The sequence below is a fragment of the Streptomyces sp. NPDC043867 genome (genome assembly GCF_056435845.1).
Genome location: NZ_JBWKDS010000055.1, coordinates 15071 through 28762, shown reverse-complemented (window position 1 = coordinate 28762; position 13692 = coordinate 15071). Strand labels below are relative to the sequence as shown.

13 protein-coding genes are annotated in these 13692 nt (G+C 72.3%); 10 read left to right on the top strand and 3 right to left on the bottom strand.

Annotated elements, in window-relative coordinates:
• The first annotated feature begins 198 nt into the window (after positions 1–198).
• Positions 199–1053 carry a helix-turn-helix domain-containing protein gene (locus AC069T_RS35075; RefSeq protein ID WP_478786583.1) on the top strand — a complete coding sequence of 285 codons (855 nt, stop codon included), beginning with the start codon at positions 199–201 and terminating at the stop codon, positions 1051–1053.
• A gap of 9 nt (positions 1054–1062) precedes the next feature.
• Positions 1063–1287, top strand: coding sequence for a DUF397 domain-containing protein (locus AC069T_RS35070; RefSeq protein WP_478786582.1), 225 nt, complete (start codon positions 1063–1065; stop codon positions 1285–1287).
• A gap of 30 nt (positions 1288–1317) precedes the next feature.
• On the opposite strand, the gene AC069T_RS35065 is transcribed toward AC069T_RS35070, so the two are convergent.
• Positions 1318–2451, bottom strand: coding sequence for an 8-amino-7-oxononanoate synthase (locus tag AC069T_RS35065; RefSeq protein ID WP_478786581.1), 1134 nt, complete (start codon positions 2449–2451; stop codon positions 1318–1320).
• 156 nt (positions 2452–2607) lie between these two features.
• Between AC069T_RS35065 and bioB the strand changes: the two genes are divergently transcribed.
• From bioB to bioD, 3 genes are read left to right on the top strand one after another with little or no spacing between them, the layout of a single operon-like run.
• Positions 2608–3822: a biotin synthase BioB gene (bioB, locus tag AC069T_RS35060; RefSeq protein ID WP_478786580.1), complete on the top strand. Its 1215-nt coding sequence runs from the start codon at positions 2608–2610 to the stop codon at positions 3820–3822.
• Positions 3815–5095 carry an adenosylmethionine--8-amino-7-oxononanoate transaminase gene (locus AC069T_RS35055; protein WP_478786579.1) on the top strand — a complete coding sequence of 427 codons (1281 nt, stop codon included), beginning with the start codon at positions 3815–3817 and terminating at the stop codon, positions 5093–5095. Before bioB ends, AC069T_RS35055 begins: the two co-directional genes overlap by 8 nt.
• A gap of 1 nt (position 5096) precedes the next feature.
• The gene (bioD, locus tag AC069T_RS35050) at positions 5097–5822 is read left to right on the top strand and encodes a dethiobiotin synthase (protein ID WP_478786578.1); all 726 of its coding nucleotides are present in this window, start codon (positions 5097–5099) and stop codon (positions 5820–5822) included.
• Between the two features lie 29 nt (positions 5823–5851).
• Here the strand turns inward: bioD and AC069T_RS35045 are convergent, their stop codons facing one another.
• Entirely contained in the window at positions 5852–6226 is a 375-nt protein-coding gene (locus AC069T_RS35045; protein WP_478786577.1) for a fic family toxin-antitoxin system, toxin component, read from the bottom strand.
• 4 nt (positions 6227–6230) lie between these two features.
• Complete coding sequence (locus AC069T_RS35040; RefSeq protein ID WP_358853779.1) at positions 6231–6470, bottom strand: toxin-antitoxin system HicB family antitoxin; 240 nt, start codon at positions 6468–6470, stop codon at positions 6231–6233.
• A gap of 205 nt (positions 6471–6675) precedes the next feature.
• Here AC069T_RS35040 and AC069T_RS35035 point away from each other — a divergent pair, with 205 nt between their 5' ends.
• From AC069T_RS35035 to AC069T_RS35015, 5 genes are all read left to right on the top strand, one after another.
• Complete coding sequence (locus AC069T_RS35035) at positions 6676–7578, top strand: ABC transporter ATP-binding protein (protein WP_478786576.1); 903 nt, start codon at positions 6676–6678, stop codon at positions 7576–7578.
• 7 nt (positions 7579–7585) lie between these two features.
• Positions 7586–10153, top strand: a complete 2568-nt coding sequence (locus AC069T_RS35030) for an ABC transporter permease (RefSeq protein ID WP_478786575.1) — start codon at positions 7586–7588, stop codon at positions 10151–10153.
• Positions 10154–10295: 142 nt separating this feature from the next.
• The gene (locus AC069T_RS35025; RefSeq protein ID WP_478786574.1) at positions 10296–10721 is read left to right on the top strand and encodes a GNAT family N-acetyltransferase; all 426 of its coding nucleotides are present in this window, start codon (positions 10296–10298) and stop codon (positions 10719–10721) included.
• Between the two features lie 170 nt (positions 10722–10891).
• On the top strand, positions 10892–12232 hold the full coding sequence (locus AC069T_RS35020; RefSeq protein ID WP_478786573.1) for a hemolysin family protein: 1341 nt from the start codon (positions 10892–10894) through the stop codon (positions 12230–12232).
• Entirely contained in the window at positions 12229–13242 is a 1014-nt protein-coding gene (locus tag AC069T_RS35015) for a hemolysin family protein (protein WP_478786572.1), read from the top strand. The genes AC069T_RS35020 and AC069T_RS35015 overlap by 4 nt, the downstream gene beginning before the upstream one ends.
• Positions 13243–13692 lie beyond the last annotated feature (450 nt).

Sequence of the window (13692 nt, the reverse complement as noted above, 5' to 3'; positions counted from 1 at the left end):
GATTCGAGTACGGTCCCGGACCGGTGCTTCGCGCCAGACTGCCACCGCCGCACCCCTCACGGGCGCGATCCACCGGGATATGCATATATCTGTCGCTCGATGCGGTGAACTCTGCGCGAACGTGCCCGTTCGGCCGGGCACCGGGCGCATCCTCTACCGTCGCCGGGAACGCCGCTCACCGGGCGGAAGGAGGCGGCCATGCGACACGGTCCAGCGGTGCGGCGCCGCAAGCTCGGCGCCGAACTGCGCGTCCTGCGCGGCCGGGCGGGGCTCACCAGCGGCGAGGCGGCCCGGCTGGTCGGCTGGCACCAGTCGAAGGTGAGCCGGATCGAGACCGGCACCAGCGGCGCGAAGCCGTCCGACGTACGGCGGCTCCTCGACGCGTACGGCGTCCAGAGCCCCGAACTGCGCGAACTGCTCGTCGGCCTGGCCGGCTCCGACGGCGACGGGCGCCACTGGTGGCACGCCTACCGCGGCGTGCTCCCGCCGACGTACCGCGACTTCATCAGCCTGGAGTCGCAGGCGAGTGCCATGCGCACGCTGGAGACCTGCGTGGTGCCGGGCCTGCTGCAGACGCCGGAGTACGCCCGTGCGGTCACCCGGGCCGCCGTGGAGGGTGTGGAGGACGGCAAGCTGAACGCGCTGGTGGAGGTGCGGCTGGCCCGGCAGGACGTGCTGCGTTCGCGTCCGCCCCTGGAACTGAGCGCCGTGCTGGACGAGGCCGTGCTGCGGCGGGCCGTCGGCGGACGCGCGGTGATGCAACGGCAGCTGGAACGGCTCCTGGAGGCGGCACGCCTTCCTCACGTACGGCTCCAGGTGCTGCCGTTCGCGTCCGGAGCCCACGTCGGGATCAGCGGGCCTTTCGTTATCTTCTCATTTCCGAACACTTCTGATCTGGATGTGGTTGTTCTTGACCACATGACGAGTAGCCTCCACCTCGAACGGAAAGAAGACCTCCAGGCCTACACCGAGGCCTTCAACACCCTTCGGACGCACGCTCTTTCGCCCGAGGACTCCGTGGACTACATCGCCGCGACACGTGACGGCGCGTGAGGAGGCATCATGTCGGCACCGCCTCGGTCCGTACGATCCAGTACGTCCCTGCACGGAGTGCGGTGGCTGCGCAGCAGCCGCAGCACCGGAATGAACAACTGCGTCGAGACCGCGCGACCGGGGCCGGGCCCGTGGGCCGGGCTCGTGGCCGTCCGCGACTCGAAGAACACCGCGGGGCCCGCCCTGCTCCTCGCCCCCGCCGCGTGGGAGGAATTCATCGCCGCGCTGGGCTGATCCCCCACCGTGGGACGGCCCCGGCCGTGTTCACCTCGTCCGGCTGATCACCCGTACGGCGTGCTCGATCTGGTCCTCCGTGAGATCGGCGCGGGCGGTCAGCCGCAGCCGCGAGATGCCGTCGGGCACGGACGGCGGGCGGAAGCAGCCGACGGCGAGACCCGCCTCCCGGCAGTCGGCCGCCCAGGCCACCGCCCGCTCCGGGGACGGCGCCCGCACGGACACCACCGCAGCGTCCGGCCGGACCGCCTCGAGGCCCTCGGCCGTCAGGCGGGTGTGCAGGATCGTCGCGACCCGACGGGCCCGCGCGGCCCGGTCCGGCTCGCGGCGCAGCAGGCGCAGCGCAGCGAGGGCCGCACCCGCGGCGGCCGGTGCGAGGCCGGTGTCGAAGATGAACGTCCGGGCCGCGTTGACCAGGTGGTCGATGACCGGTGCGGGCCCGAGCACCGCGCCGCCCTGGCTGCCGAACGACTTGGAGAGCGTGACGGTCACGACGACGTCGGGCGCGCCCGCGAGGCCGGACGCCTGCGCGGCGCCCCGGCCGCCGTCGCCGAGCACGCCGAGGCCGTGCGCGTCGTCGAGGACGAGTCCCGCGCCGTGCTCCCGGCAGGCGGCGGCGAGCCCGGCCAGCGGTGCCGCGTCCCCGTCCACCGAGAAGACGGTGTCCGAGACGGCGACGGCGGGCCCTTGGTGGGTGCCGAGGGCTTTGCGGACGGCCTCCGGGTCGGTGTGCGCGACGACCTGTGTCGTCCCGCGGGCCAGCCGGCAGCCGTCGATCAGCGACGCGTGGTTGCCCGCGTCGGAGACGATGAGGGAGCCGTGCGGCGCGAGCGCGGTGACGGCGGCGAGGTTCGCGGCGTAGCCCGAGGAGAAGACCAGGGCGGCCTCGAAGCCGCAGAAGGCGGCCAGCTCGCGCTCGAGTTCACCGTGCAGCTCCGTCGTGCCCGTGACCAGCCGGGAACCGGTGGCGCCGCCGCCCCAGCGCCGCGCGGCCTCCGCCGCGGCCTCGGTGATCTCCGGATGCCGTGCCAGCCCGAGGTAGTCGTTGCTCGCGAGGTCGAGGAGCGGCGACTCGGCGGGGCGCGGGCGCAGCGTGCGGACCAGACCCGCCCGGCGGCGCCGGTGCGCCTGCTCGTCGATCCATGCGAACGGCGATCCGGCCATGCTGGAGCCTCCGGGCCCTGTCGTTTTGTAGGCAGTGGACAGACCCTAGCCGCCGGGCCCGCTGCCCAGGATGTGGCAATACCCACACCTCGAACGGTCTCTCTTGTGCAAAGTCTCCTTGGCCCCGGGCGGTCGCATAGGCCAGGATCGACCCTCATGGACCTGCTGAACACGCTGGTGGACAAGGGGCTTCGGCGCGAGCTGCCGACCCGGGACGAAGCTCTGGCCGTGCTGGCCACGTCCGACGACGAGCTGCTCGATGTGGTGGCGGCGGCGGGCAAGGTGCGCCGGCACTGGTTCGGCCGACGGGTGAAACTCAACTATCTGGTCAACCTGAAGTCGGGGCTGTGCCCCGAGGACTGCTCCTACTGTTCGCAGCGGCTCGGGTCGAAGGCCGAGATCCTGAAGTACACCTGGCTCAAGCCGGACGAGGCCTCGCAGGCCGCGGCGGCGGGCCTGGCGGGGGGCGCCAAGCGCGTCTGTCTGGTGGCGAGCGGGCGCGGTCCGACGGACCGTGACGTCGACCGGGTCTCCGACACCATCAAGGCGATCAAGGACCAGAACGAGAGCGTCGAGGTGTGCGCCTGCCTCGGTCTGCTCTCCGACGGGCAGGCCGAGCGGCTGCGCGAGGCGGGCGCGGACGCCTACAACCACAACCTGAACACGTCCGAGGGGACGTACGGGGAGATCACGACCACGCACACGTACGCCGACCGGGTGGACACGGTCCACAAGGCGCACGCGGCCGGGCTGTCCGCCTGCTCCGGTCTGATCGCGGGCATGGGCGAGAGCGACGAGGATCTGGTCGACGTCGTCTACGCGCTGCGCGATCTCGACCCCGACTCCGTGCCGGTGAACTTCCTGATCCCCTTCGAGGGCACTCCGCTCGCGAAGGAGTGGAACCTGAGCCCGCAGCGCTGCCTGCGCATCCTCGCGATGGTCCGCTTCGTCTGCCCCGACGTCGAGGTCCGCATCGCGGGCGGCCGCGAGGTCCATCTGCGCACGATGCAGCCGCTCGCGCTGCACCTGGCCAACTCGATCTTCCTCGGCGACTACCTCACCAGCGAGGGCCAGGCGGGCAAGGCCGACCTGGAGATGATCGCGGACGCCGGGTTCGAGGTGGAGGGCGCGGGTGAGGTCACGCTCCCCGAGCACCGGGCGGCGGCCGGCGGCTGCGGGTCCGCGGAGGGCGCGGGCTGCGGCTCGCACGGCTCCGCGGGCTGCGGATCCCACGAGGCGGCGGGCTGCGGCTCGCACGAGGGCGGCGGGGTCTGCGGCTCCGCGCCCGCGCCGCAGGCGGGCGAGGCGCGGACGGACCTCGTCGCGGTACGTCGGCGGGGCGCCGGAACGGACCTCGCGCCCAATGCCTGAGCTGTCCGTGCCGGAACTGCTCGACCTGGACCGCCGGCACGTCTGGCACCCCTACGGACCCATGCCGGGCCGGCAGGAGCCGCTCGTCGTGGAGGCGGCGAGCGGCGTGCGGCTGAAGATGGCCGACGGGTCCGGTGAACTGATCGACGGGATGTCGTCCTGGTGGGCGGCGATCCACGGCTACAACCACCCGGTGCTGAACGACGCGGTCCGCGGCCAGCTGGAGCGCATGAGCCACGTCATGTTCGGCGGGCTCACCCACGAGCCGGCCGTACGGCTGGCGAAGCGGCTTGTCGACATGTCCCCCGAGGGCCTGGAGCACGTCTTCCTCGCCGACTCCGGTTCGGTCTCGGTCGAGGTCGCCGTCAAGATGTGCCTCCAGCACTGGCGTTCGCTCGGCCGCCCCGGCAAACAGCGGATGCTGACCTGGCGCGGCGGTTACCACGGCGACACCTGGCAGCCGATGTCCGTGTGCGACCCCGACGGCGGGATGCACGGGCTGTGGCAGGGGGTGCTCCAGCGGCAGGTGTTCGCGGACGCTCCGCCGGTGGCGTACGAGGAGTCGTACGCGGACCATCTGCGCGACCTGATCGAGCGGCACGCGGACGAGCTGGCCGCGGTGATCGTGGAACCGGTGGTGCAGGGCGCGGGCGGGATGCGGTTCCACTCCCCCGCGTATCTGCGGGTGCTGCGCGAGGCGTGCGACGCGCACGACGTGCTGCTCGTCTTCGACGAGATCGCGACCGCGTTCGGCCGCACGGGCACGCTGTTCGCGGCGGAGCACGCCGGTGTGACACCGGACGTGATGTGCGTCGGCAAGGCGCTGACCGGCGGCTATCTGACGATGGCGGCGACGCTGTGCACGGCCCGGGTGGCCGACGGCATCTCGCGGGGCGAGGTCCCGGTGCTCGCCCACGGGCCCACGTTCATGGGGAACCCGCTGGCGGCGGCCGTGGCCTGCGCCTCCATCGACCTGCTGCTCGGGCAGGACTGGCGGAGCGAGGTCGAACGCGTCGAGAGCGGGCTGCGGGAGGGACTCGCGCCCGCGGCGGAGCTGCCGGGCGTGCGGGACGTCCGGGTGCTCGGCGCCATCGGCGTGATCCAGCTGGACCACGCCGTCGACATGGAGGCGGCGACCCGGGCGGCCGTGCGCGAGGGTGTGTGGCTGCGGCCGTTCCGGGATCTCATCTACACGATGCCTCCGTACGTCACGAGCGACACGGATCTGGCACGCATCACCCGCGCGGTGTGCGCGGCGGCACGGGAGGGATGACATGCGGGACACACCGGTACTGGTGATCACGGGAACCGGCACGGAGGTCGGCAAGACCGTCACGACCGCCGCCGTCGCCGCGGCCGCGGTCGCGGCCGGGCGGTCGGTGGCGGTGCTCAAGCCCGCCCAGACGGGGGTGGGGCCGGACGAGCGCGGGGACGCCGACGAGGTGGCCCGGCTCGCCGGGCGGGTGACGACGCTCGAACTCGCCCGCTATCCGGAGCCGTTGGCGCCCGCGACGGCGGCCCGCCGGGCCGGCCTCGCGCCGGTGCGGCCCAAGGAGGTCGCGGACGCGGCCGCCGAACTGGCCACGGATCACGACCTCGTCCTGGTCGAGGGCGCGGGCGGGCTGCTCGTACGGTTCGACGAGGCGGGCGGAACGCTGGCGGACGCGGCGCGGCTGATGGGCGCGCCGGTGCTGGTCGTCGCCTCGGCCGGTCTCGGCACCCTGAACACGACGGAGCTCACCGCCCACGAGCTGCGCGGTCGCGGCATCGACTTCGCGGGCGTCGTGATCGGCAGCTGGCCCGACTCCCCCGATCTGGCGTGCCGTTGCAACCTGGCCGACCTTCCGGAGGTGTCCGGCGCCCCGCTGCTCGGAGCGGTGCCGGCCGGAGCCGGCTCGCTGACCCCGGCCGACTTCCGTGCCGGGGCGCCGGGTTGGCTGTCACCTCGCCTGGGCGGCACCTGGGACGCGGACGCGTTCACGGACGGCGAGGCGCCGTAGCCCGCCGGCCCCAGGGGCCCGGGGGGGGGTCACAGGCTCCACTGGCGCAGTTCGCGCTCGATGTCCTGGACCGAGGCCTCGCCGCTCTTCACCAGGCGGGCGAGGTCGCGGACCTGCTCGGGCGAGATGACGACCTTGATGCCGTCGGCGACGAGATAGGCGTACGCGACGGCGGAGGCGAACAGCGCGTTCGACCGCTCCAGGGCCGGTACGTGCAGCAGGAGTTGGAGCAGCGCCGCGGCGCGGGCGTGCGGGCTGTCGTAGACGGGGGTGCCGAATATCTCCGCCTCGTGGCGGCTCACGGCGGCCACGAGGGCGCCCCAGTCGGTGACCTGGGGATCTCCGGGCGTCTTCTGTTCGGCGATCATGAGGAGCCAGGCGAGATCGATTCTGAGGTGGCTCAACGGATCAACGACGACCTTCGCGCTTGCCCTCACGCTCCGCGCCGAATTCCTCGGCGAAGACGGTCTCGTACTGCTTCATGAAGTCGGCCGCGGCGTCCACGAAGGTGTGGCCCGCCTCTCCGGCGTCCTGTCTGACCAGCTCTTCGATGTAGCGATTCACGCTCATGCCGCGCTCCAGGGCACGCTCACGGGCGGCACGGGCGGTGCCCTCGTCCACCCGAACGTTCAGCTGGGTCTTCGCCATACCTCGAAGCTAGCGCCGAAGCGCTAGCAGCGGCAAGGGCGCGCGGCGTCCACCCGGAGGTGAAAAGTGCCCCTTACACGAGTGTCGGGGGCCAGACCTGGGGCGGAGAACGTCCGGCACTTCGGGAGGATACCGGGCGGGCCCCCTGTCGCCCTACGCTCGGCCGGGACGAAGGAGTCGGCACGTCGATGACCGGGAGGCGGCCTTGTCCATACCCGCAGCGGAGCGTGCCGCCGGGCCGGCGGACGCCGACGGGACCGCGGCCCGCGCCCGCGCACTGACCAAGGCGTACGGCTCCGGCGAGACGACCGTGCTCGCTCTCGACTCGGTCGACGTGGACATCGCGCGCGGCCGGTTCACCGCCGTCATGGGCCCCTCGGGTTCGGGAAAGTCCACGCTCATGCACTGCCTGGCCGGGCTCGACACCGTCTCGGCGGGTCAGGTGTGGCTCGGGGACACCGAGATCACCGGCCTGAAGGAACGCGAACTGACCCGGCTGCGGAGGGACCGGATCGGCTTCATGTTCCAGTCGTTCAACCTGATCCCGACGCTGAACGCGGCCGAGAACATCACCCTGCCCATGGACATCGCCGGGCGGAAGCCGGATCAGAAGTGGCTGGACCAGGTCATCGACACGCTGGGCCTGCGCGACCGGCTGAAGCACCGTCCCGCACAGCTGTCCGGCGGACAGCAGCAGCGCGTCGCCTGCGCCCGCGCGCTCGCCTCCCGCCCCGAGCTGATCTTCGCGGACGAGCCCACCGGCAATCTCGACTCGCGCGCCGGACTCGAGGTGCTCGGGTTCCTGCGCGAGGCGGTGGACGACCTCGGGCAGACGGTCGTCATGGTCACGCACGATCCCGGCGCCGCCGCCCACTCCGACCTCGTGCTCTTCCTGGGCGACGGGCGGATCGTGGACGAGATGGCGCGGCCGACCGCGGAGGCCGTGCTGGAGCGCATGAAGCGCTTCGACTCGGCTCGCACCGGCTTCACCGACGGGACGGGCGGCGCCCCTGAGGTGGCGGCGCGGCGGAACTCCGGCGCGGAGTCGGCCCGCCATGACAGGCCTTCCGGCGGCGGTACCGCCGACGTGACCCCCGACAAGGACTGAGGCAGTCGTGCTCAAGGCGACACTGCGGAGCTTTCTCGCACACAAGGGGCGGCTGCTGCTCTCGGCACTGGCCGTCGTGTTGTCCGTCGCGTTCGTCGCGGGCAGTCTGATCTTCTCGGACACCGTCACCCGCACGTTCGACCGGCTCTTCGCCTCGACGTCGGCCGACGTGACCGTGTCCCCCAGGGAGGATCTCGAGTCGCAGATCCCGTCCGGGGCGACCGCCACCGTGCCGGCCTCGCTCGCCGACCGGGTGGCGGAGATCGACGGCGTGGCAAGCACGCACGGCGACGTGTCCGTGGAGAACATCACCGTCGTCGACAGCGAGAACGAGTCCGTCGGACCGACCACGGGCGCCCCCACCATCGCCACCGACTGGTTCGTCACCGACCGCAGCCCGGTGAAACTGACGTCGGGGCACGCGCCGCGGGGTCCGGAGGAGGCGCTGCTCGACGCGGACACCGCGAAGAACAAGGACGTGAAGATCGGCGACACGCTGACCGTGCTCGCCCGGCCCGGCTCGTTCAAGGTGCGGGTCGTCGGAATCGCCACCTTCACCACCACCAACCCCGGGGCCGCACTGGTCTATCTGGACACGCCCACCGCGCAGTCCGAACTGCTCGGCCGGACCGGGGTGGTCACCAGCGTCTCCGTGATCGCCTCACCGGGGGTGGGCGACGCCGCGCTCAAGCAGCGCATCGCCGCCGAACTCGGCACCGACACCTACGAGTTGCAGACTGCCGACGAGGAGGCCGAGTCAGCGGCGGCCAAGCTCGGCGGCTTCCTCGACGTGATCAAGTACGTGATGCTCGGCTTCGCCGGGATCGCGGTTCTCGTCGGGGTCTTCCTGATCGTCAACACGTTCTCCATGCTCATCGCGCAACGTACGCGCGAACTCGGCCTGTTGCGGGCTCTCGGAGCCGACCGGCGGCAGGTGCGGCGGTCCGTGCTGACCGAGGCGGCGCTGCTCGGCCTGGTCGGTTCGACACTCGGACTCGCCGCCGGGATCGGTCTGGCGGCCGGACTGATCGAGCTCATGGGCGTGTTCGGCATGAACCTGAAGTCCACCGAGATGGTGATCGGGTGGGTGACTCCCTTCTCGGCATACGCCGTCGGGGTGGGCGTCACCTTCCTGGCCGCGTATCTCCCGGCCCGCCGCGCGGCGGGCGTCTCGCCGATGGCGGCCCTGGCCGACGCCGAGATCGCCGGGGTGGGGCGGCCGTTGCGGACGCGCGCGATCGTCGGCACGGTCGTCGGGGTGGCGGGTGCCGCCGCCCTCGTGGGCTGCGTGACGGGTACGACGACCTCGTCGGCGGCGTCCCTGCTGGCCCTCGGCGTCGTCCTCACCCTCGTCGCGACCGTGATCGCCGGTCCGCTGCTCGTGCGGCCCGTGATCCGGGTGCTGGGCGCGGCCTTCCCCGCACTGTTCGGGTCCGTCGGCCGGATGAGCCAGCGCAACGCGCTGCGCAACCCCCGGCGCACCGGGGCCACGGCCGCCGCCTTGATGGTGGGTCTCGCCCTGGTCGGCGGGATGTCGGTGGCGAGCGCCTCCATGAGCAAGTCGTTCGACCAGCAGATCGACAAGACGCTGGGCGCCGACTTCGTGGTGCAGAACAGCAGCTTCCTGCCGTTCCCGCAGGAGATCACCGAGAAGGTCCGTGCCACCGACGGCGCCGGGCTCGTCGTACGGCAGCGGTTCACGCCGGTGGCGGTGCGGCTGCCGGACGGCGAACGCGTCGAGACCACCGCCGCGGCCTACGAGTCCCGGCTGGACGACGTCGCCAACGTCAGCTACGCCCGGGGTGACACCGCGGCCGCCCTGGCCGCGGGCCACCTCGCGATGGACGCCGAGTTCGCGAAGGACCACGGGGTGCGGATCGGCAGCAGAATCCCCGTGGAGTTTCCGGGAGGGCGCAGAACCGAACTGGAGGCGGCCGCCTTCACCGACCAGGACTCCGCCGAGGGCTTCGGCGTGCAGGGCGGCCTGTACTTCGGCTTCGCGACGATCGAGAAGTACGTGCCCGACGGCCAGGACTCCGCGCTGTACGTGAACGCGGCGGCCGGCACCGACGCGGACGGACTGCGCTCCGGCCTGGAGAAGACGCTCGGCCCCTATCCGCAGGTCCAGGTGCGTGACCTCGCCGACTACAAGAAGCTGATCCACGACCAGATCGCCGTGCTGCTCTACCTCGTGTACGCGCTGCTCGGCCTCGCGATCGTCATCGCCGTGCTCGGCGTCGTCAACACCCTCGCCCTGTCGGTCGTGGAACGCACCCGCGAGATCGGTCTGCTGCGCGCGATCGGGCTGGCCCGCCGTCAGCTGCGCCGGATGATCCGTCTGGAGTCGGTGGTGATCGCCGTGTTCGGCGCGGTGCTCGGACTCGCGCTCGGTCTGCTGTGGGGGCTGTGCGTGCAACAGGTGCTCGCGCTCCAGGGCATGACGGCGCTCGCGATCCCCTGGACCACCGTCGTCGCGGTGGTGGTCGGTTCGGCGGTCGTGGGCATCGTCGCCGCGCTGCTCCCCGCACTGCGCGCCTCGCGCATGAACGTCCTGGCGGCCATCGCGCACGAGTGAGGGGGTACGAGCCGGTCACGTACGAGTGAGGGGGTGCGCGTCGGCCGCGTGCGGGTGAAGGGGAGCGTGAGCGTTCCGCGAGCGTGCGTCCGGATCGTGGAATCCCCGTTTCACCCGCGGGGGCCCGTGGTGGGATCGCGGCATGACTGATCTGCGGATACGGGCCGCGACGCCTGAGGACCTGGTCACCGTGCTCGCCTTCTGGACGACGGCGGCCGAGGGCACGAGCATCAGCGACGACCGGGACGGCGTGGAAGGGCTGCTGCGCCGCGACCCCGAGGCGCTGATCCTCGCGGAACGGGACGGGGAACTGGTCGGCACGGTCATCGCGGGCTTCGACGGCTGGCGCTGCCATCTCTACCGGCTGGCGGTGCACCCGTCGCGGCGGCGCCTCGGAATCGGCTCGGCGCTCCTGGCCGCCGCCGAGGAGCGGTTCGTGCGGCTCGGCGGACGCCGCGGGGACGCGATGGTGCTGAAGCGGAACGAGACGGCGCATCATGCGTGGCGCGCCGCGGGGTACACGCCCGAGGAACACTGGCGCAGGTGGGTCAAACCACTGCCCCGGTGATTCGCTTTGCCGACCCTTTACTATTGGTCGGATCAGCCGTCCTCCCGCATGGAAAGGTGTGAGCGTCCGCCCATGGGCGAACCTCCCGGTCAGCGGCACTGCCGTCCTCCCGGTCTCCGACATCGCGCGATCCCCCCGCCCCTGGCCGACCATGGGACGGAGGTGACCCGATGACCGAAGTGCTCCTTCTCCTGGTGGCGATCCTGCTCTCCGTGGCCTGTGGTGCCTTCGTCGCGGCCGAGTTCTCGCTGACCACGATCGAGCGCGGCGAGCTGGAGCGCGCCGTCGAGCGCGGCGAGCGCGGCGCGTCCGGTGCCCTCAAGGCCGTACGGAACCTGACCTTCCAGCTGTCCGGCGCGCAGCTCGGTATCACGGTGACCAACCTGGTCGTCGGCATGCTCGCCGAACCGTCCGTCGCCAAGCTGATCGCCGGTCCGCTGGAGGCCGCGGGCGTGCCCCGGTCGGCGTCGCACTCCGTCGCCCTGGTGCTCGGGACGGCCCTGTCGACCGTCTTCCTGATGGTCATCGGCGAGCTGGTGCCCAAGAACTGGGCGATCTCGTCGCCGCTCGCCGTGGCCCGACGCGTGGCGAGCCCGCAGCGCTGGTTCAGCGCCGCGTTCCGCCCGTTCATCACCCACCTGAACAACACCGCGAACCGGCTGGTGCGCCGCTTCGGCATCGAACCGGCGGAGGAGCTCGCCTCCGCGCGCGGCCCCAAGGAGCTCGTGGCGCTCGCCCGTCACTCCGCCAAGGCGGGCGCCCTGGAGCCGGACACCGCTGAGCTCTTCGTCCGCACGCTCAACCTCGCCGACCTCTCCGCGGAGAACGTGATGACTCCGCGCGTCCAGGTCATCGCCCTGGACGTCCAGGCGACCTGCGAGGACGTGGCGAACGCGACGCGGGCGACGGGCCTGTCCCGGTTCCCCGTGTACCGCGGGAACCTCGACTCGGTGGTCGGTGTGGTGCACATCAAGGACGTCCTCACCGTGCCCGCCGGCCACCGGGCGCGTACCTCCGTCTCGCACATCACGCGCGAGCCCCTCTTCGTACCGGAGTCGCTGACCGTCGACCGGCTCCTGGACCGGCTGGCCGTCAAGCGCACGATGGCCGTCGTCATCGACGAGTACGGCGGTACCGCGGGCGTCGCCACGCTCGAGGACATCGTCGAGGAGGTCGTCGGGGAGGTGCGGGACGAGCACGACCCGCACGAGACGCCCGACCTGGCCCCGGCCGGCACGGACCCGGAAGGCCGCACGCTGTACTCCGCCGACGGGTCGGCCCGCACCGACCAGCTCGCACGGGTCGGCCTGCGGGTGCCGGACGGTCCCTACGAGACGCTGGCAGGCCTCGTCGCCGCCGAGATCGGCCGCATCCCGGCCGTCGGCGACACCGTCGAGGTGGCCGGCTGGCTGCTCGACGTGACGGACGCCTCCGGGCGCCGCGCCGCCCGCGTACTGCTGCACGCGCCGGACGGCGGGCACCGTGCCGAGGAGAAGGAGGGGGCGCGATGACCGTCGTACAACTACTGATCGGCCTGGCCACGCTCGTGGTGAACGCGTTCTTCGTGGGCGGCGAGTTCGCCCTGATCTCGGTGCGCCGCAGCCAGATCGAGCCGCACGCCGAGGACGGCGACCGCCGTGCGCGCAGTGTGCTGTGGGGCCTGGAGCACGTGTCGGCGCTGCTGGCGGCCGCGCAGCTGGGCATCACCCTGTGCACGCTGGTTCTCGGCGTGGTGGCCGAGCCGGCGATCGCGCACCTGCTGGAGCCCGTCTTCCACGCGGTCGGTGTCCCCGCGGGCGCGGGGCACGCGGTGTCGTTCGTGATCGCGCTCACCGTGGCGACCTATCTGCACATGCTGCTCGGCGAGATGGTGCCGAAGAACGTCGCGCTGGCGGAGCCGGTACGGACCGCGCTGCTGCTCGGGCCGCCGCTCGTCGCGCTGGCCCGGGGACTTCGCCCGGTGATCTTCGCGGTGAACGCCTTCGCGAACGGGATTCTGAAGCTGCTCAGGGTGGAGGTCAAGGACGAGGTCACGGCCACGTTCTCGGACGACGAGCTGGCCCGCCTGGTCGCGGACTCCGGCGAGGCCGGCCTCATCGACGACCGGGCCAGGGAGCGGCTGCACGACGCCCTGGAGCTCGGCCGCCGGCCCGTGCAGGACGTCGTGCTCCCGCTGGAGAGCGTGGTCTACGCGCGCGTGGGCGTCACTGCCGAGCAGCTGGAGCGGCTGTCCGCAGAGAGCGGGTTCTCCCGCTTCCCCGTGGTGGACGACGGCCGCCGGATCGTGGCCTATCTGCACGTCAAGGACGCGCTCGACGTGATGCCGCGCGACCTGCCGTTCGCGGTCCGGGACATGCGCCCCATCGCGCGGGTCCGCGAGGACACCCCGCTGGACGATGTCCTGACGGCCATGCGCAGAAGCCGCACGCACCTGGCGGCGGTACTCGGCGAGGACGGGCGCCTGTCGGGTCTGGTGACCATGGAGGACGTCCTGCGGGAACTGTTCGGACAGCCTGTGTAGCCGGTGCGGGGCGGGCGTCCGGGTACGGGGTGCTGCGGGTGGGTGGGCGACGGTCTCGCCGCGAGGCCGCGAGGCCCCGAGGCCGCGAGGCCCCGAGGCCCCGAGGGCGCGAGGCCCCGACGCCGCGACGCCGCGACGCCCCGATGCCCCGCGGTGACCGGTCCGGCCCGTAGGGCCCCGGGCTGACCCGCTGGGCTGGGGCCGGAGCCGGCCCGCTGGGACCTGAGCCCGGCTCGCGGTGGTGGGCGGTGTGACGGCGGCGGATCGGTGGTGTGATGCGCGGCCGGGCCGGGCGGACGCAGGGGTGCGCTGATACGGGCGGTCGGCCCGTCTGATCGGCGCATCGGCGGTTGCGGGGGGTACCGATTGAGGCGTCCCACAGGGGGGCACCGGGGAACAAAACGGCACACAGCCATTCCTTGGTGGACATCACCCCCCGCCAATCCCCCC